15 protein-coding genes are annotated in these 19,646 nt (G+C 53.3%); 7 read left to right on the plus strand and 8 right to left on the minus strand.

The window, feature by feature from the left end:
- Nucleotides 1-15 precede the first annotated feature (15 nt).
- Nucleotides 16-867, minus strand: coding sequence for a flagellar motor stator protein MotA (motA, locus tag FE848_RS09560; RefSeq protein ID WP_200202575.1), 852 nt, complete (start codon nucleotides 865-867; stop codon nucleotides 16-18).
- A gap of 198 nt (nucleotides 868-1,065) precedes the next feature.
- On the opposite strand from motA, the gene asd reads away from it, so the two are divergent.
- Nucleotides 1,066-1,929, plus strand: a complete 864-nt coding sequence (asd, locus tag FE848_RS09565; protein WP_200202576.1) for an archaetidylserine decarboxylase — start codon at nucleotides 1,066-1,068, stop codon at nucleotides 1,927-1,929.
- On the opposite strand, the gene epmA is transcribed toward asd, so the two are convergent.
- Nucleotides 1,915-2,883: an EF-P lysine aminoacylase EpmA gene (gene epmA / locus FE848_RS09570; protein ID WP_200202577.1), complete on the minus strand. Its 969-nt coding sequence runs from the start codon at nucleotides 2,881-2,883 to the stop codon at nucleotides 1,915-1,917. The two genes, asd and epmA, sit on opposite strands and share 15 nt — an antisense overlap.
- A gap of 7 nt (nucleotides 2,884-2,890) precedes the next feature.
- On the minus strand, nucleotides 2,891-3,463 hold the full coding sequence (gene efp / locus FE848_RS09575; RefSeq protein ID WP_200202578.1) for an elongation factor P: 573 nt from the start codon (nucleotides 3,461-3,463) through the stop codon (nucleotides 2,891-2,893).
- A gap of 45 nt (nucleotides 3,464-3,508) precedes the next feature.
- Between efp and epmB the strand changes: the two genes are divergently transcribed.
- The 3 genes from epmB to FE848_RS09590 all read left to right on the plus strand — a co-directional run bounded on the left by epmB (nucleotide 3,509) and on the right by FE848_RS09590 (nucleotide 8,869).
- Nucleotides 3,509-4,558, plus strand: a complete 1,050-nt coding sequence (gene epmB / locus FE848_RS09580) for an EF-P beta-lysylation protein EpmB (protein ID WP_200202579.1) — start codon at nucleotides 3,509-3,511, stop codon at nucleotides 4,556-4,558.
- 225 nt (nucleotides 4,559-4,783) lie between these two features.
- A complete protein-coding gene (locus tag FE848_RS09585; RefSeq protein ID WP_200202580.1) occupies nucleotides 4,784-6,592 on the plus strand; it encodes a GTPase in 1,809 nt (602 codons plus the stop codon).
- 192 nt (nucleotides 6,593-6,784) lie between these two features.
- The gene (locus FE848_RS09590; protein WP_200202581.1) at nucleotides 6,785-8,869 is read left to right on the plus strand and encodes an EAL domain-containing protein; all 2,085 of its coding nucleotides are present in this window, start codon (nucleotides 6,785-6,787) and stop codon (nucleotides 8,867-8,869) included.
- A gap of 17 nt (nucleotides 8,870-8,886) precedes the next feature.
- On the opposite strand, the gene serB is transcribed toward FE848_RS09590, so the two are convergent.
- Both serB and parC read right to left on the minus strand, forming a co-directional pair.
- Complete coding sequence (serB, locus tag FE848_RS09595; RefSeq protein ID WP_200202582.1) at nucleotides 8,887-10,119, minus strand: phosphoserine phosphatase SerB; 1,233 nt, start codon at nucleotides 10,117-10,119, stop codon at nucleotides 8,887-8,889.
- The gene (parC, locus tag FE848_RS09600) at nucleotides 10,116-12,437 is read right to left on the minus strand and encodes a DNA topoisomerase IV subunit A (protein ID WP_200202583.1); all 2,322 of its coding nucleotides are present in this window, start codon (nucleotides 12,435-12,437) and stop codon (nucleotides 10,116-10,118) included. The genes serB and parC overlap by 4 nt, the downstream gene beginning before the upstream one ends.
- Before the next feature lie 281 nt (nucleotides 12,438-12,718).
- Here parC and FE848_RS09605 point away from each other — a divergent pair, with 281 nt between their 5' ends.
- Nucleotides 12,719-12,982, plus strand: a complete 264-nt coding sequence (locus FE848_RS09605) for a hypothetical protein (protein WP_200202584.1) — start codon at nucleotides 12,719-12,721, stop codon at nucleotides 12,980-12,982.
- 143 nt (nucleotides 12,983-13,125) lie between these two features.
- Complete coding sequence (locus FE848_RS09610; protein ID WP_320159514.1) at nucleotides 13,126-14,727, plus strand: methyl-accepting chemotaxis protein; 1,602 nt, start codon at nucleotides 13,126-13,128, stop codon at nucleotides 14,725-14,727.
- Nucleotides 14,728-14,763: 36 nt separating this feature from the next.
- Here the strand turns inward: FE848_RS09610 and FE848_RS09615 are convergent, their stop codons facing one another.
- Nucleotides 14,764-15,345, minus strand: coding sequence for a YceI family protein (locus tag FE848_RS09615; RefSeq protein ID WP_200202585.1), 582 nt, complete (start codon nucleotides 15,343-15,345; stop codon nucleotides 14,764-14,766).
- A 30-nt stretch (nucleotides 15,346-15,375) separates the two neighbouring features.
- On the minus strand, nucleotides 15,376-15,936 hold the full coding sequence (locus FE848_RS09620; protein ID WP_200202586.1) for a cytochrome b: 561 nt from the start codon (nucleotides 15,934-15,936) through the stop codon (nucleotides 15,376-15,378).
- Between the two features lie 545 nt (nucleotides 15,937-16,481).
- Between FE848_RS09620 and FE848_RS09625 the strand changes: the two genes are divergently transcribed.
- Entirely contained in the window at nucleotides 16,482-17,762 is a 1,281-nt protein-coding gene (locus FE848_RS09625; RefSeq protein WP_227715272.1) for an EAL domain-containing protein, read from the plus strand.
- A 6-nt stretch (nucleotides 17,763-17,768) separates the two neighbouring features.
- On the opposite strand, the gene FE848_RS09630 is transcribed toward FE848_RS09625, so the two are convergent.
- Nucleotides 17,769-19,544, minus strand: coding sequence for an SLC13 family permease (locus FE848_RS09630; protein ID WP_200202587.1), 1,776 nt, complete (start codon nucleotides 19,542-19,544; stop codon nucleotides 17,769-17,771).
- Nucleotides 19,545-19,646: the final 102 nt, after the last annotated feature.

Consider the following 19,646-nt stretch of genomic DNA (forward strand, 5'->3'; position numbering starts at 1 on the left):
CGGGCTCAGCCTGCGTTATTTTGCACGCACATGGTCGTTCAGTTCCTGAAACCCAGGTCGCTTATCCGTAGGTAATGCTTTTCGACCAAACTCGATGGCCATTTGAGGGGCCTGTCCGGAGACCGTCGCAACGATGGCAGATTTGACGCACTCGTAAGCTTTGAGTTCGTATTTTGCAGCATGCTCCATAGCGATAGAGGTTGGCCCGACAAAGCCATAGCCCATCCAGATACCAAGGAAGGTGCCCACCAATGCCGCTGCCACACTCAAACCTATGCGCTCGGGGCCTTCACTCAGAAAATTCATGGTGATCACAATACCAAGCACTGCCGCCACAATACCCAGACCGGGCAAGGCGTCCGCAATTTTATTTACGGCATGGGCCGGCTCTTCAAGCTCGTGCTGGCGACTGTCAATCTCGTTCTCCATCATGCCCTCCAGCTCATGGGTAGCCATGTTTCCGGCGCTGATGATGCGGAGATAGTCTGTGATAAAGTCGAGCAAGGCTTTTGATTTCATAATGGCCGGGTAACGGCTGAATATCGCGCTGGATTCAGGGTTATCAATATCTTCTTCGATAGACATAACCCCCTGCTTGCGGGATTTATCAAAAACCTCGTAGAGCAAACTCAGTAAATCCATGTAGTAGGATTTGTTGAATGGGGAACCTGTCAGCAAGCGCATAATGCCAGCAAACACTTCCTTCACGGTGTGCAGCGGATTGGCAATGATAAATGAGCCGAGGGCTGCACCGAAGATAATGAGCAGCTCAGTGGGCTGCCAAAGCACCATCAGGTTGCCGCCATGAAGAACGTAGCCACCAAGAACGCTGGCGATAACGATGATTGAGCCGATAATAAGTAGCATAGGTAAGACGTACGCCTTTATATTGTGGTTACAGGCTAGCGCCGATGTCGATCGCGGCTTTTATGGTCTGATGATAGCAAGCCTCTGCAGTATCCGCGAAGCCATGAAACAATTTCTATACATGCAACCTCCTGCTCAACACTCTTGCAGCAGTATTTGTTAAACTTCGCGCCTTTGAGCACAGAGGATCTCAATTAAATGTTCGACAAGCTGTTTATTCTGAGTCAATACGTCACTCCGCAGCTTGCGCTTTCCCGCGCTGCAGGCCGCCTGGCGGATAATGATCGCAATCCTGCGCTCAAAAACCGGGTAATCAAGTGGTTTGTGAAGCGCTATGGTGTGGATATGAGCGAAGCCGTGGAGCAGGACCCAACCGCTTACCCGAGCTTTAATGCATTTTTTACCCGCGCACTCAAACCTGGCCTGCGTCCGGTTGCCGGAGGCGAGAACACTTTTGTAAGCCCGGTAGATGGCGCCATCAGCCAGATTGGCCAAATAGCCGGCGATCGGGTTTTCCAGGCGAAGGGGCAATCTTTCAGCCTGCTGGAACTGCTGGGAGGCGATACCCAGCGGGCAGAGCCTTTCCACGGCGGCGAATTTTCTACTATCTATCTTTCGCCCAAGGACTATCACCGCATTCACATGCCTATGGCAGGTACGCTCCGGGAGATGGTTTATGTTCCCGGTAAGCTTTTTTCGGTAAATCCGGTGACTGCGGAGAATGTGCCTAATCTGTTTGCGCGAAATGAGAGGGTTGTGTGTATGTTTGATACGGCAGCCGGCCCCATGGCGCTGGTGCTTGTGGGCGCAATGATTGTGGGAAGTGTGGAGACGCCTTGGGCAGGGATTGTGGCACCAAATAGCAGTGGCGTTACAACGATTGCCTATGAGGGTGAGAGTGCGATTTCGTTTGCCAAAGGCGAGGAAATGGGGCGTTTCCGTTTGGGCTCTACGGTGGTAATGGTTATGCCTAAGGGCAGTATTCACTGGAATGCGGATCAGGCAGCGGAGAAAGTGGTTCGCATGGGCGAGGCATTTGGGGAGCTCTCAAGCCCTCTCTAGTGGGAATGCCAAGACGTCTGCTATGTTGCGGGCTCCCACTTTTAACATCAGCAGACGATCAAGCCCTAGAGCCACGCCAGCGCAGTCTGGCAAGCCGTGTTCTATTGCCGCCAGAAAGGCTTCATCAATCTCCATTTCAGGCTTCCCATTAGCGATTCGCAAACGGTTGTCTGCCTCAAAGCGGGCGCGTTGTTCGTCTGAGTGGGTGAGCTCCCAGTAGCCGTTGCATAACTCGATACCGTCGATGTAAAGCTCGAAGCGGTGAGCTACGTCGAAGCCGTCTACGCTGGAGAGTCTGGCCAGGGAGGCTTGTGAGGACGGGTATTGGTTTATGAATACGGGTGCTTCAGTGCCCAAGTTGGGCTCGACGGCGAAGCTCATTAGCAGGTCGAGGCAGCCGTCACGGCTGAGGTCTTCCAGTTGTTCGGGCTCTAGCCACTCACGGCAACGCTGGTGCAGGTCGTTTTTTGATACCACAAAGGGGTCGATTCCGGCCCAGGTGATCATTGCTTTGCGGTAGCTTAGCACCTGTGGTCTGGGGCATTGCAGCCAACCGCATACAAGGTCGGCGACTTCTTCCATAAGGGCCTTGTCATCAAAGCCTGTGCGGTACCATTCCAGCATGGAGAATTCAGGGTTATGGCGGCTGCCGCGTTCGCCGTTTCGAAAGACTTTTGAGATCTGGTAGATAGCACCCGAATCTGCGGCGAGCAGGCGCTTCATGTGGTACTCGGGGGAGGTCTGTAGCCAGCCGCCCTTTATACCCTGTGCATCTATCTGCGCAAATACGCCATCAAGGTTGGGCTCGGTTACGCCGCAGCGGCCCAGTATGGGGGTTTCAACTTCCAATACATCGCGCTGGGCAAAAAAGCCGCGCACAAAGGCTGATTGTTGTGCGCGGCTTTTCAAGGCTGCCCGGGAGGCAGTGGGCTGCCAATCAGGCTGATTTTTCATGTAGGAATCAGCTTTTCACCCGGTTCATGTACTCACCGGAACGGGTGTCCACTTTCAGCACTTCGCCGATGGTGATGAACAGGGGAACGCTCACAACTGCGCCAGTAGACAAGGTTGCAGGCTTGGAGCCGCCCTGCGCTGTATCACCTTTCATGCCCGGGTCAGTCTCAACCACTTCCAGCTCAACAAAGTTTGGCGGAGTGACAGTCAGCGGCGCGCCGTTATAGAGAGTAACCGTGTAGACGTCTTGCTCTTTGAGCCACTTGATAGTGTCGCCCACAGCTTTTGCATCTGCAGCGTATTGCTCGAAGGAGCCATCGGTGAGCATGAAGTGCCAGAATTCTCCATCGGTGTAGAGATATTCCATATCCTGATCCATAACGTCGGCCGCTTCGAGGCTTTCGCCAGACTTGAAGGTGCGATCCCACACGCGGTTGGTCATCAGGTTGCGTAGCTTGACCCGGTTAAACGCCTGTCCCTTACCGGGCTTTACAATTTCGTTCTCGACGATAATGCAGGGGTCGCCATCCAGCAATACTTTAAGACCGCCGCGAAATTCGTTGGTAGAATATGAAGCCATGAAATGTCCACCTGCCAAAATGCTGTTTAATTTTCAAAGGCCTCTATGATACAGCGAACCCCTACCTCTATAGAAGCCCGGCTTTCAGGAGATGATAATCGGAGCTGGCAACAGCTGCTTTCCGACTCGATCACTTCACCGCAGGAATTACTGTCGCGCCTGCGCCTGCCCGCTGATAAATGGCTGGCAGGTGCTGAGGCTGGGCACCAACTATTTCAGCTAAGGGTGCCTGAGCCGTTTCTGGATCGAATGGAAAAAGGCAACCCGGCAGATCCGCTACTGCGGCAAGTTCTGCCACTCCACGCTGAGACAAGTGCAGCGCAGGGTTTCGTTACCGACCCACTGCAGGAAGACGGGGCCATCCAGACAACAGGCCTCATCCGCAAGTACCGCAGCCGTGCCCTACTGATGGTAACGGGGCAGTGTGCTATCAACTGTCGCTACTGTTTCCGTCGGCACTTCCCTTATGGCGAACAGCGCCTGAGCCCTGCTGATCGGCAACAGGTCCTGGATACGCTTGCGGCAAGCCCGGAAATCAATGAAATAATTTTCAGCGGCGGAGATCCTCTCGCGGTTAACGATCAACTGCTGTCCCAGTGGGCTTCCGCGATCAGCAGCATCCCTCACATTCGCCGCATCCGCATTCACACCCGTCTTCCTGTCGTCATACCGCAGCGTGTGTGTGATGCACTGCTTAAGTGGATCAGCAATACGCCGGTGCAAGTTGTGATGGTCTTGCACATTAACCACCCGGCAGAAATCGATCAGCCAACCCGGCGCGCCATGGGTTATCTTCGCGCAGCCGGCGTAACTCTGCTAAACCAGAGCGTTATTCTCAGGGGAGTCAACGATGATGCGGAAGTGTTGGAGAACCTGAGCGAAACACTATTTGACGCGGGCATTATGCCCTACTACCTTCATGCGTTTGATCCGGTCGCTGGCGCACAGCATTTTGATGTTACGGATGAAGAAGCCAGATTACTGGTTAAGGACCTACTCTCCAGGCTACCCGGCTTTCTGGTACCAAGACTGGTTCGTGAAGTCCCGGGAAAGCCTGCAAAAACACCCATTGATCTGTTTGTCGATGGTCGTTGAGGCCACAAGACTGAACCTGTCAAAATTAAGATGTCAAATATTGTCAACATGTGATTTTCTAGCTTTCTTGCACTAGTTTGCTATTTTAAAGTCCAGTACTGTCTGAATTGTAGAAATATGTATTTACGGCGTTTTTCTGATCAATCGACGCATTACAGCAGTTATCGCTGCAAAGGTTGAGCGGAGCCGTATTACCAAACCTTGTCCTGATATTGGCGCATATTCATGGAAGGCACGATCCTCAAACCCGATCTCCGTGTTCCCGAGCAGAAAACGGCAAGTCTGTCGTTCTGCGATACTACGCCCAAGGCCTTCAAAGCCTGGATTAACCAGCTCCCTATGGCCAATATTGGCGAAGTGTCACGCCAGCTCTATCACGCGATCATCGAGCTGAACCACCTGTTTCTTGCGCCCCAGCAACGCCTTCAGTTTCTTGAGCTGGTTCGTGACAAGATTCATTTCGTGTGCAATGAGCTATCACGCCATTATTTGGGGCTCGCAATCGCCCTGCCTGAGAAGCAGCGCAAAATTGCCAATCTGTGTCAGGCACTTCAACTGCACCTCGCCGGCGGCTACAAACTCTGCCTTCTCGAAGCTCTGGACGAGGGCGGGCTTGATAAAAACCGTAAGTTGATTGCAACAGCCATTCATCGGGCGACGTCTGAACTTGCCTCGACCATTTTGCGCTCACACCAGCTCTACTGCCCCAGCCCGGCTCAAAGCTGGCTTGAGTGCCATCGCATGTTCCGGTTTGCTCATCGCAACAAGCTCACCGAAATGGCAGTAGAAGACAGCACCCTGAAACTAAGACCAGCCAGCACAGTCGCAGACAGCTACAAGCGCTTGCTTCTTCTCGGTTGCGCCAGGCCAAACCAGCTCAGGCAAACCGAGCTACTTCAAGCCTACGTCCTGTTTGAGGGCTGGACAGCGCACTCTCAGTGTGGAACCAACATTGGCGAAGACAGCCTTTTTGTTGTGAACCTGGAGCGGGATAACTCCCCGGTTTACAGAAGCCTGCTTGAGCACAAACCTGGCGACGAAAGCTTCGGTTTCGACACCAGAGAACTGGCGACCATGATTTCCGCGAGCCTGGATGCGAGGCTCCGCCAGCAGCCTGCCCCGGACACGCTGAAGATTCCGGGCAACGTGAACGAAACACTCCTCACGCACCTGAGCCAGGCTCTGGGTATTTTGGCAAAGAGAAACTTCAATCGGATTGCCAGCCAGGGAACACTCGAGGTATGTGTAGGGCTGACCGCGGCTCACTATTTCATTGCAGGCGAAAAGTCGTTTACAGAGTTCGTAACCGGCAATGACAACGGCCCTGAGGATGAAGAGAACGTTTTCATCCGCAAATCCCGCAAGCGTGAAGATGCCTGGGGTAGCGCTCATGATGTGGCGCCTAGCGATGAGCACCTGCACGCAGCCGACACGCCAATCAACTTTCGGGGCAGTTTTGGAAATACTCCTACGCCCACCACCGATAAAAACCGACCAAAGTCCCACTCTACATTATTGGTAAATACCAGTCCTGGTGGCTATTGCGTTTCATGGGAGGCAAGCGTTCCGCCCTCCATGCAAGCCGGAGAGATACTTGGTGTTCGGGAACAGCGCTCACACCCCTGGAGCATAGCGGTGGTTCGCTGGATTCGGCAGGTCAAGAACCACGGAACCCAGATCGGCATTGAACTGTTGGCACCCAGTGGCTCACCCTGTGGTGTTCGCTTGATCCAGAAGGTTGGAAACAGCAGCGAGTATCTTCGCGGACTTCTCTTACCTGAGATCAGCGTGGTCAACCAGGCCGCTACCCTGATTACTCCCAGATTGCCTTTTCAGCCCGGCAGCCGGGTATCCATGCTGCACGATGGCCGGGAAGATCAGGGGCAGTTAATTAAAAAAGTATCTTCAACTGGCAGCATCAGCCAGTTTGAACTTAAACTGCAGAAAAATAGCATAACACCCACGCCTACCAGCACCTCGTCGCCGGCAGGCGCCAGTGAAGATGATTTTGATTCTTTGTGGCCTTCGCTATGATCTTCTCCGGTGGGATACCCGGCATTCCGCCGGAGACTTGTTATTAAGCCGCAACCCCTGCATCATTCAGCGATAGTGACAGTCCGGTCTCGCAGCACCAGCTCACAGTTTCCAATCAGATACTGTATCTAGGGTAGAGCACTCCTCTGCCGTGGCCGGCCCCGCCAACTTGTATGACGAGACGCCTAAGGAATGCAGAAACAGAACCCGACCGTACACCTCCTGATTCTCGACCCTTCACAGAACGATGCAGAGTCCCTGATCAGTCTGCTGAGAAACGCAGGTAAAGCCACAAGAGCACACCGCGTTACATCTGAAGAGGATCTGGAAGAAGCCCTCAAAAGTGGCAACTGGGATCTGCTATTGGCCCGTGATCTGGAGCAGGAGTTCACGGCAGACGCCGCTCTGGCCATGATAAAGCGCATGGACAAAGACATCCCTTGCCTGTTTCTGACAGAAGAGGAAAGCCGGGAAAGAACAGTTACTGTAATGAAGGCCGGCGCCCAGGGAACGGTAAAGTTCGAGCACAGCGACCTTCTGGTGCTCACGGTCAAACGCGAACTGAAAGCACTTGAAGACCGCCGCCGCCGCCGAGCGTTGGAGTCACATCTGCGCGAAGCAGAGCAACGTTGCCAACTTCTTCTGGAAAGCTCTAAAGACGCCATCGCCTACATCAACGATGGCATGCATATTTATGCCAACCAGTCTTATCTGGAATTTCTCGGCTACGACGACATTGATGACCTGATGTGCGTCCCTGTTCTGGATACCCTGACACCCGAGAGCCAGGCAGACTACCGATCCTTCATGAAGTCTTTTGCAGAGAATGGCGAGGATGGCTTGGCGCTAAACTGCACAACCAGGCGCAGTGACGACCACGAACTGAATGTCACCATGTCAGTGTCTGCTGCAACCTACGACGGCGAAGCCTGCACTCAGATCGTTTTGCAGCCTGAACATAGCGACGCCGAGCTTGAAGAGAAGCTGCGGGAGATCAGCAGCCAGGACCTTCTTACAGGGCTGTATAATCGCCAATACCTCATGAAAGAGCTCGAACAGGCGATTGCCAAAGCCGGCAAAGACAATGAAACCGGCGCACTGGCCTATATTGCTCTCGACAATTTCATGTCCATGAAAAGCGATGTGGGCATTTCCGGTGCAGATCTACTGCTTGGAGATCTGGCAGGCCTCCTGAGGCAACAGGCAGGGGATGACCTCATGCTGGCACGCCTGAGCGATGACGCGTTCGGACTACTGTGCCTGCCCTGCGATGAAAAATCGATGATCGCTCGGTGTGAGCAGATTCGCAAAGCTATAGATGAGCACCTCTTCGATATTAACGGCCGCACGGTTCCCCTGACTGTCAGCATTGGCATTGCATCCATCACTGAAAACTCACCCAAAACCGAAGAGCTTCTGGCCCGGGCACACATTGCCTCTTCCGATGTACGTAAGCAGGAAGGTCACTCTCAGGGCAACGGCATCGGGGTTTACAACCCGGTGGATCATGAAGCGCTGGATGACAGCAACTCGATTGATGCGATCCTGAAGGCATTGGATGAAGACAGGTTCCGTCTCATGTTCCAGCCAATTATCAACCTTCGCGGTGAAGGCGAAGAACATTACGAAGCTTTCGTTCGAATGCTCGACAAAGATGAGAAAGAAGTCTCGCCCTACGATTTCTTGCCTCCCATGGGGCCAAGCGACACTGCCATCAAAATTGACCGATGGGTTATCTTGCAGTCTGTAAAGCAGCTGGCCACCCACCGAGCAAAAGGCAAGGATACCCGCATGTTCCTAAACGTGACGGCGGAAACCCTGCAAGACAAGACCTTTACACCCTGGCTGAGTGTGGCACTGAAGGCAGCCCGTTTGCCGGGCGATTCGCTTGTTTTCCAGATCCGCGAAGGCGACGCAAACAACCACACGAAGCACGCCAAGGAGCTAACTAAAGCTCTGCACGAACTCCACTGCAAGGTTTCCATTGCCCAGTTCGGTTGCGCACTGGATCCGTTCCTTACGCTGAAACACATAAATGCGGATTACGTAAAAATAGATGGGTCTTTTACGGAAGAACTGCAGAAGAGCGACAAAGCCAAGGAGCAGATGAAGGAATTGGTACAGAGCCTGCAAAGCGCTGGCAAACTCACCATTATCCCTCTGGTAGAGAATGCCAGCGTTCTTGCTACTCTATGGCAGGCAGGAGTGAACTACATTCAGGGCTACTACCTGCAAGCTCCCGCCGCCGAGATGAATTACGACTTCGGGGATCACTGAGCCTGAAGAATGCCGGCTCACAGGCCGGCGTTCTTCAACCCCTGGTTGGTTTCACTTTCACGGAAGCCTATCAGATAGAGAATAGCGTCCAGACCAAGCGTTGAAATAGCATGCCGGGCAGACTCCTTAACCAGGGGTTTAGCCCGAAAGGCAACGCCCAAGCCAGCCTGGCTCAACATGGGCAGGTCGTTGGCGCCATCTCCCACTGCAATCACCTGCTCCCGGGAAATGTGTTCTTTACCCGCAATTTCCAGTAAAAGCTCTGCCTTGCGCTTGCCATCGACAATCTGGCCGGAAACCTCACCGGTTACCTTGCCATCCCGGATCTCCAGCTCATTGGCGTAGATATAATCAATGCCCAGCTTGTTCTGCAGGTGCCTGGCGAAATAGGTAAAGCCACCGGAGAGAATTGCAGTACGGTAGCCCAAGGCTTTCAGGCTCCGGATCAGATGCTCCGCACCTTCCGTCATCTTCAACCTGCTGGCAACCCGCTCCAACACAGATTCATCCAGGCCCTTCAGTAACGCAAGACGTTCAGCAAAGCTCTGGCTAAAATCCAGCTCACCCTGCATGGCACGCTCGGTGATCTCTGCAACCTGCTCACCAACACCCGCCTCCACTGCCAACTCGTCGATCACTTCAGCTTCAATAAGCGTGGAGTCCATATCAAACACCACCAGGCGGCGATTGCGGCGGAAGATAGAATCTTCCTGGAATGCGATATCCACATTCATCTCGCCTGCTATATGCAGAAAATCTGCTCTGAGCTGCTCAAGATCTGACGGCGTGCCTCGAACCGAGAACTCTACGCAGGCGATCCCGTCGCTGGAGGTGTTAAGTGACGGCCTGGCCGACAGCCTGGAAATATTATCAATGTTCAATCCATGCCGGGCAGTAATGGCAGACACTCTGGCGATCTGCTCAGCCTTGATGTCCCGTGAAAGCAAAGTAACGATATAACAGGCTCGATTACGGCCCTCCGCCCAGTTCTGATATTCCTCAATAGTGATCGGAGCAAACCTCACCTGAAGGTCCAGCGCGTGAAAGCGGAATAACAAATCACGGATTACAGGGGAGGATTTGGACTCGTCGGGAATCTCTATGAGAATGCCCCAGGTCAGGTGATCGTGAATCACCGCCTGCCCTATGTCGAGAATCCGAACGTCGTAGCGGCCCATGATGCCGGTAATCTCCGACGTAAGGCCGGGCTTGTCGCGCCCGGATACGTTTATCAGAACGAGTTCACTCACGGTTGGAAATCTCCATTTTCAGAACTCTCCAACTTGGAGCTTTCTTCTTCCTTTGCCCGGGCGGCCGAAGGGATAACCTCAATCGCATCAACACGCTGCAAGCCACGGGGCAACTTGTGCCCGCGCCGGCCGCGCTCCCCAATATAGTGCTCAAGATCGGCAAACTGCAGCCCCATCTTGCGCTTGCCCGCCCGAATTTCCAGCTGATCATCCTCGGCGAACACAGCTACAGCTACGACATATTCCTCGCGGTTCTGCACCCGTGCGGAGGGGATGCTGATAATCTTGTTGCCCTTACCTTTACTCAGTTCCGGTAGCTCACTGAGAGGGAACACAAGCATTCTGCCCTCATTGGAGATTGCCCCCAGATAGAGCTTTTTGTCGGTCGCCGGTATGACCACCGGCGGCATAATTTTCGCGCCCTTTGGCACACTGACTACTGCCTTGCCGTTCCGGTTTTTACTGATCATATCGTTCAATGACGTCACAAAGCCGTAACCACCGTCGGTCACCAGCAACGCCTTGCGAGCCGGGTCACCCATCAAGAGACCTGAGAAACTGGCCCCCGACGGTGGATTGATTCTCCCCGTAAGCGGTTCGCCCTGCCCTCGCGCCGACGGCAGGCTATGGGCCATCAATGAATAAGCCCGGCCTGTAGAGTCGATGAAAATAGTCTGCTGGTTATTGCGCCCTCGGGCAGCCAGAGCAAAACCGTCTCCGGATTTGTAGCTCAGCCCATCAGGATCTATATCATGGCCTTTGGCCGCCCGCACCCAGCCTTTATCAGACAGCACAACGGTAACCGGATCATTGGAAACCAGATCATTCTCACTGAACGCCTTGGCCTCTTCACGCTGAACAATGGGTGAACGACGATCGTCGCCATATTCTTCAGCATCCGCCAGCAGCTCGCTTTTGATCAGATCACTCAAGCGGGTTTCGGAGCCCAGAATGGACTGGAGCTCATCTCGCTCCGCGGCCAACTCGTCCTGCTCGCCGCGGATTTTCATTTCCTCAAGTTTCGCCAGGTGCCGCAACTTCAGCTCAAGGATAGATTCGGCCTGCTCCGAAGAAAGCCCGAACCGCTCCATAAACACTAATTTGGGCTTATCTTCCGTGCGGATAATGTGAATGACTTCATCAATATTCAGGTAGGCAATCAACAGGCCTTCAAGAATGTGCAAACGCGCCAGAACCTTATCGAGGCGGTGCTGCAATCGACGGGTCACAGTGGTACGCCGAAACGCCAGCCACTCCGTAAGCATCTGGTGCAGACCCTTCACACCCGGGCGGCCATCATTACCGATCACATTGATATTCACGCGATAGGTTTTTTCAAGATCTGTGCTGGCAAACAGGTGCGCCATGAGCCCGTCGAGATCCACACGGTTCGATCGCGGCACAATTACCAGCCGGGTCGGGTTTTCATGGTCCGATTCATCACGGAGATCCGCCACCATGGGCAACTTTTTGGTTTGCATCTGGTGGGCAATCTGCTCGAGAACACGATTTCCCGAAACCTGGTGTGGCAGATCCGTTACCACAATCTCTCCAGTCTCCCGCACCCAACGGGCACGCATGCGCAAGGAGCCACGGCCGGTCTCGTACATCTGAAGCAGATCTTTGCGAGGTGTGATGATCTCCGCATTAGTCGGGAAATCCGGCCCTTTAACATGCTCGCACAGTTGGTCAACTGTCGCGTCGGGCTCATCCAGTAGCCGGATACAGGCCGCGGTGACTTCCCTTACGTTATGGGGCGGTATGTCTGTCGCCATGCCCACTGCGATGCCGGTAGTGCCGTTAAGCAGCACGTGGGGCAGCCTTGCAGGCAACACTGAGGGCTCGTCCATGGTGCCGTCAAAGTTTGGCACCCAGTCTACGGTTCCGTGGCCTAGCTCTGTCAGCAACAGATCAGAGAAGCGCGCCAACCGGGATTCTGTATAGCGCATGGCAGCAAAGGATTTGGGATCATCTGGCGCACCCCAGTTCCCCTGGCCATCCACGAGGGGGTAACGATAAGAGAAGGGCTGGGCCATGAGCACCATGGCTTCATAACAGGCGATATCTCCATGGGGGTGAAACTTACCAAGAACATCACCCACGGTGCGGGCCGACTTCTTGTATTTGGACGTGGACTTGAGGCCCAGCTCTGACATGGCGTAAATAATGCGCCGCTGAACCGGCTTCAGCCCATCCCCGACATTGGGAAGCGCGCGGTCAAGAATGACGTACATGGAGTAGTCGAGATAGGCTTTTTCCGTGTAGTCCCTGAGTGATACCCGCTCAAAGCCTTCATCCGTGGTCTGAAACTCTGGCATGGATGCCTCTTTTTTTGCCTGTAATGCCTGATTTAAAATAGGTTTGTGATGCTACCCTGTGTCCCCGGAATAATCACGGGGCGAGTGCAATAGAACATTATATGGAGCACTGGGCCGATACACCAACAACCTGCAGGTTTATTGGCCAGAACAGCGCACTCACGCCTGGACACGCTTATTCCAATAGCGGAATTCCCGCATGGAGAGTCTGTAAGGTGCACCGTATGCTCCTTACCAATGATGAATAGAAGACTGCTTTCCCTTCAAACAAGCGGAACACTATGAAACCTAATCTTAAAGCCTGCGGGCAAGCGCTGACTACGGCGATAGTAAATGCGGCATTAGCCGTTGTACTGATGCTCCTTGTTGAGTTTGCAATCAGTGGCAGCTTTCAGGTTCCTGCACCCTACCTTTGGGCTGGCCTGCTTATAGGACTTGTTATTTTTGCTGCTCAGTTCTGGCGTCAACGCCACCTTTGCCGTTCTTGCAGCACCGACCAGGAAGCACCAGCAAACCCACACCAAAGCCTGCATTCCGACGCCTGACCCCCTGAAAGCTCGATCTATCCCAATCTGCATCTCAATTAAACCCTGACACCCGGCTCAGCGCTGCTATGATTTGAATAAATCATCAGCAGACACAAGAGCTCACTCTGACCACCGGCAATCGCTTCGGGCTACGCTCAAAAATCGCCCTCCCTTTCGCCACCACCGCTATTGCCCTTATTTTTATAGGGTTATTTAGCGTTAGTACCACTCGCAACCTCGTCTCGGGTACGGAACGAATAGCCGATACCTACCTGACATCCGTTAGCCGCATCCTGAATGGAGATCGCGACCTCTATCAGGCTCTGGTGGCTCAAATGTCGTATGTGGACGCCAGAATCAACAACGAAGATGGTTCCCGATTTCTTACGGCGTTTAACGAAAATGCTGGCCAGGCCAGAGAGCGTTTTGAGAAAACCGTGGAGCAACTTGAAGGCACGGGCGTATCCGCCATTGAGCAGGGCTTTGACACTGCATTCAAGAAGTGGGAGCAATCGGCACGCAGCGTCATCAAACTGGCCGCAGAAGACCAGCCGGAAAAAGCCAGAAGCCTTGCAGCAACGGAAACCACCAGGCACTTCGAAGCCCTCCGCAACTATTTTGACCAAGTCGGCGCTCATGCAGATGATCAAGCTCAGGCAAGCGCACTGGCTGTATCGAATGAGGGCCAGAATAGCTCCGTGGCAATTCTCACAATTACCGTTATCGCAATTGCAGGCAGCATCGCGCTGTTCATTGTCGTCCTGAGGATGATCATCCGCTCTATATCAACGCTCAGGGAGCATCTGGACAACATCGCGCAAGGCGAAGGCGATCTGACCCACCGCATTCCTGTCGAAACGGACGACGATCTCGGCGCCTTGGCGAGGAGCTTCAATCAGGTTCTGGAAAACCTCCAGTCCATGGTGGCATCGATACAACAACTGACCATAGAACTGAGTCAGGGCGCAGACAGTCTGCGTCAGGCCTCAAACGACAACAATGAAGGTGTAAGCCAGCAAACCGGTGCCATTTCGATGGTTGCGACGGCCATAAACGAAATGCAAAGTGCTATAGAAGAGGTGGCCGGCAATGCATCTTTGGCTGCCGATGTCACAAGAGAGGCAGAGAACAAAGGCAATACCAGCGCAGACATTATCCGAAAGTCTTCAGATCAGGTTCGTCGCCTGTCAGCGCAAATCACCAAAGCGGTAGATGTTATTCGCAAACTCTCCGATGACTCCGACAATATTGCCTCGGTACTCGACGTAATCCGGGGCATTGCGGAACAGACAAACTTGCTGGCTTTGAACGCAGCCATTGAGGCTGCCCGAGCGGGCGATCAGGGGCGTGGATTTGCAGTGGTTGCAGATGAAGTTCGCACCCTGGCAAAGCGCACGCAACAATCCACAGAGGACATTCAGGCTATGATTGAGGCACTGCAAACCGGCGTTGCCGATATCGTGTCAGTGATGGAAACCGGAAGCCGGGAAGCAACAGAAACCGTAAAACTGGCATCGGAAGCCGAGCATCAGTTAAATGCTATCCTCGAAGCAATGACCAGAATCACCGACATGAACACCAGCGTTGCCTCAGCAACCGAAGAGCAAACTCAGGTGGTTGACGAGATTAACCGCAGCATCACAGAAATTAACGACTTGGCATCCGAAAGCGCGACGCGATCAAAAGACATTGACAACATCAGCCAGTCACTTGACGGTTACGCACGAGAACTGGAGAAACAAACAGGCAGGTTCCGGGTTTAACCCCGAAACCTGCCCTGGCAGGGGCAAGCCCGCAATTTACTGGCGAACGCCTTCAATCGAGATAGTAATTTCTACAGTCTCGGAGGCTTCGCCAAGGCTTGCAGGGATACCAAAATCTTCAAGCCGCAGCTCGGTTTCTGCCTCAAATCCCATGCGGTAGCCACCCCAGGGGTCCTTGCCGTGACCCAGCATTTCCACATCCAGGGTTACTTCGCGGGTTACACCGTGAAGTGTAAAATCACCCACAACATCCGCCTCACCGTCTTCATCAACGATCACTCGCTTACTTTTGAAGGTCGCTTGCGGAAACTTGCTCACGTTCAGGAAATCCTTGCCCCGCAAATGCTTGTCGCGTTCGGCATGGTTGGAGTCCAGACTGGCTGTATCAATGGTTACGTTTACGGTGCTGTTTTCAGGATTTTCTGCATCGTAAACAAACTGGCCATCAAAATCGTTGAAGCGCCCATAGAGCCAGCTGTAGCCTAAATGGGAGATTTTGAACGTGATGAACTGATGGGCACCTTCTACGTCAAACGCATAGGTTCCGCTGGCTTCATTAGCCTGAACACTTCCCACCAGCGCCATGGAAACAGCAGATGCGAGCAATAATTTCCTCATAATATTCTCCTCTTAAGTAAACAGAAATGTTCAATCATCCCCACGCGCCGGAACCAACATCCGACGCAAGGTTTCGTCCCGGTCTATGAAATGGTGCTTCAACGCACCAGCGGCGTGCAAAGCAGCCAGGCCAACCAATGCCCAGGTACTCCAGTAGTGCACCAACCCGGCGGTATCCTCCAGCCCTTTAATTTGGCCGGTGACGGATGGCACTTCAAACCAGCCAAATACGCTGATGGATGAACCATCAGCGGTTGAAATCAGATAGCCGCTCACCATGGCGACAAATATCAGGACATACAATAGACCGTGAGCGGCACGAGCACTCAGAACCTCCCAACGCTTGTGCGCAGGAATTGATTCCGGTGATGGGGTGAATAACCGCCAAAGCAACCGAAATATCACCAGAGCAAACAGTAAAATACCCACACTTCTGTGAATGTCCGGACCGCGTCGATACCACTCGTCATAGTAGGACAAGTCAACCATCCAGAAACCAAGAGCAAACAAACCCAGCACTGCCACAGCAACAAGCCAGTGAGCAACTATGGCTAGCCAACCATAACCGGCGGGTGTATTTCTTATTTGCATAGCAACCAGGGCCTCCTTATCCACACTGAACGTTTGAGAGCTAAAGTATAGGAAGCAGCACCCTCAAATGAAATCGGAATGTTTTGCGCCCCATCATCAGAAATTTTGATCAAGCCAAATCCACTTTAAAAAAGTCTTGACTTTGGTCGCGTTCGGATTGTACGCATTGTCGAATTCCTTGTATCAACTACACTTACTCCACATTTGAAACACCCCTTCGGGGGCTACATTGATCATGGAGAACACGACATGGAACTTGAATTCGACGAATCTGTTGTAATCCCGAGCAACAACTGATTATTTGGCGGCTCTTGTCTTAAAGAGCCGCCAAAACCACCGCTAAACAGTGCAGACTCCACAAAGCTTACAACCTGTTTCAAATTTATTCATGAAACAGTGGTAATGCCATTCTTTTTTTGGCAACCTCCCTCCAACTATCAGTTTACTCTGGCTTTTCCAGTTCATAGCCAACACTGGTCAGTGATCGTTCAAGTGCGATTTTACAGTAGCACCTGATGTATTCGTTCAATGATTCAAAATACACTATGCAGCCTGAAGCAATCCCGGAAACGCTGGCGGATCCCGAGGTTGATCTGATATCACCGATGCTCCGCAGAGATGGCGATTCCTGGACAGCGGGCTTTCGTGGACTTACCTTGAGAACGGCCCTCCAGCCGATCTACAGCATTTCTCACAAGCGAACCATTGGCTACGAAGCGCTGATACGGGCGCAGGACCCGGACCTCTCGAACGTTCTGCCCATACACCTCTTTGAACTTCCATCGTCTGATGCAGAAAACCTTCTGCTTGACCGGCTTTGCCGATACCTGCATATGCAGAATTACAGCGGCATCGAAGACCAGCTTAACTGGCTGTTCCTGAACGTTTCTCCCCGGGCTGTAACCAGCGGCAGCCAAGCAGATTCTTTTTTTGGCAACCTGCTGGCAAAAACGAAGCTCCCACCCCACCGGATCGTCATCGAGATTGTTGAACAGCCAACAGACGACGCAGATCGTCTACGCGACACCGTTGCCTACTATCGTGAGCTTGGCTGTCTTACAGCCATTGACGACTTTGGCGCTGGACACTCGAATTTTGAACGAATCTGGAACTTGTCACCCGACATAGTAAAGCTGGATCGTAAATTACTGACGCGAGCCACTGAAGACCATAAGGCACGACAGATTCTGAACGGCATTGTTTCGCTGCTGCATCAATCCGGGTGCCTGGTATTATTGGAAGGTGTTGAGACCAGCGATCAGGCGATGATTGCTATCGATGCTGGCGTGGACTTTGTTCAGGGATTCTACTTCTGCCGGCCTAGTACAGATCTGGCCAGCCTTTCTAATGCACCGACGGATTTCGATCAACTGCTGCAGGACTACAAAGCAAGACATCAAATCACCCAGGACCCGACCCGTTATTTGGCAGACTTCTTCTGGAACGATTTTCAAAACGCCACCAAATTGCTGCAGGCTGACACCTGTATGGCACAAGCGTGCAGGGATTTGCTGAATCACCGCCCGGTATCACGCTGTTACCTGGCAGATAGTCAAGGGGTTCAGATAGAAGATACACTGATATCGGATACAGGAAGCCGGGGGCTGGATCCGCGCTTCAAGCCGCTGGAAAGCACCAGCAAGGCAGACTGGTACAGGCAACAGTATCTTCGCCAGGCGCTGGCTCAGCCTGGCAAACTCCACGTTACCGCTCCCTATCTTTGTGTAACCGGCGCTTATATGTGCGTCACCCTGTCATTGTGCTTCACTCATCACGACAAGCAGAGGGTGCTTTGCTGCGATATTCTGGCCAACGCCCCGCAGTAACGACCATTAACCCGGGCTGACTCCGTACACCATCGCAATCACCGCCACAGACACCAGCCCAATAAACACATTCATCGGCAAACCAACACGCACAAAGTCCCCGAACCGATACCCCCCGGGGCCGAACACCATCATATTGGTTTGATACCCCAAAGGCGTGGCGAAGCTGGCCGAAGCTGCCATCATTACCGCAATCACAAAAGGCTCAGCCGCAACTCCCATCGTATTGGTCATTGATAGCACCACCGGAATGACCAATACAGCTGCTGCGTTATTAGTGATCACCTCTGTAAGCACCGATACAGAACAATAAACCAGAAACAGAGCCAGTAAAACATGCCCTTTGCTCAGGCCGAGAATCGCTCCAGCGAGGAATGTGGCTGCCCCGGTCTCCTGCAATGCAGCACCCAGTGCAAAGGAAGCCGCAATAGTAAGCACCACCGGAACGTCCACGGACTTCTGTGCCTGCCCTACAGAGCAACAGCCAGTCATAATCATCAGCGCTGCGCCCAGTAACGCGGCATTCAGCATGCTGAGAACACCGCAAGCTGCCAGCCCCACCAGCACAACCAGGATCCCCCAGGACAGCCAGGCACGATTGTGTCTGGGCGCCTCGGTTTCCAGGTCGTTAATAAGCAGAAAATCCTTGTTGTAACGCTGGCGACTTACAAACGCGGGCCGGGCCTCCAGTAACAACACGTCGCCGGGCTTGAGCTGAATATTACCCAGATTCCCTGATACTCGGGCACCACCCCGGGCAACAGCCAAAACAACGGCCCCGTAGCGCTCCCGGAACCGCGCATCACGAATGGTTAATCCCAGCACTTCTGATTGCGGAGACAGGGCCGCCTCCATCAGACAGCGTTCAGCGCGATGCTGACTCAAGCTGGGCTCATCTGCGTGCTCTGAAGGCACAATACCGTTAATCCGAAGCAGATCGGAGATTGCCTGGGTATCCCCCGCAAACACAAGGCGATCGCCACCACACAGGCGCTCTTCGGATGGCACCGCAGTCACTACGCTGCCATCACGCTCTATCTCAACCAAATAGAGCCGGTCCAGCTCCCTCAGGCCCGCCTCACCTACCGTTTTACCAACCAGTGGCCCATCAATGGCAACCGCCACCTCGAGAGTGAACTCCCTCATGGAGCCAAATTTGTGCCGATCTTCACGATTTGGAAGAGCGCGAGGCATGAACAGAAGGATTGCGGCAATACCCAGAATTGCCACAGGCAAACCAACCGCGGTGATCGAAAAAATGGACAGCCCGGGGCCACCAGTGAGCTGTTCGTACTGGCCGTTAACGACCAGGTTGGTGCTGGTGCCAATCATGGTGAGCGTGCCACCAAGGATGGCGGAATAGCTAAGGGGGATCATCAGTTTGGAGGGCGCGATGCCGATCTTTCTGGACCAGGCATGAACCGCCGGAATCATGGTTGCCACAACGGGGGTGTTGTTGAGGAAGCCGCTCAGCAGTGCAACCGGCAGAGTGATGCGCGCTTGCGCTGAGCGAACAGTTTTGGGGTTTCGGAGCAGGTGCCGGACCAGTAAATCGACCCCACCAGAATGATGAATACCTGCTGCCACCACAAATAGAGCTACAACAGTGATCAGGCCTGTATTACTAAACCCCGAAAGGGCCTGACCAGCCGAAATAATGCCACTGGCACTGAGCGCAATAAGCACAACCATCAGAACCAGGTGGGGCGCATAGCGTCCTGAGCTCATAAGTATAAGCGCGGCGCCGGCCATGCCGAGCGCAAACCATCCCTGCCAGTCCATTACGGTATTTCCCGATCATAAAACCGGCAGGATAACGAGCCTCAAGACAAATTAAAAAGAATAACGATGTCTTTTTATAGGTCCAAATAGAATATCGATCGA

The sequence above is a fragment of the Marinobacter sp. 1-3A genome (assembly GCF_016597775.1).
GTDB classification, from domain to species: domain Bacteria; phylum Pseudomonadota; class Gammaproteobacteria; order Pseudomonadales; family Oleiphilaceae; genus Marinobacter; species Marinobacter xiaoshiensis.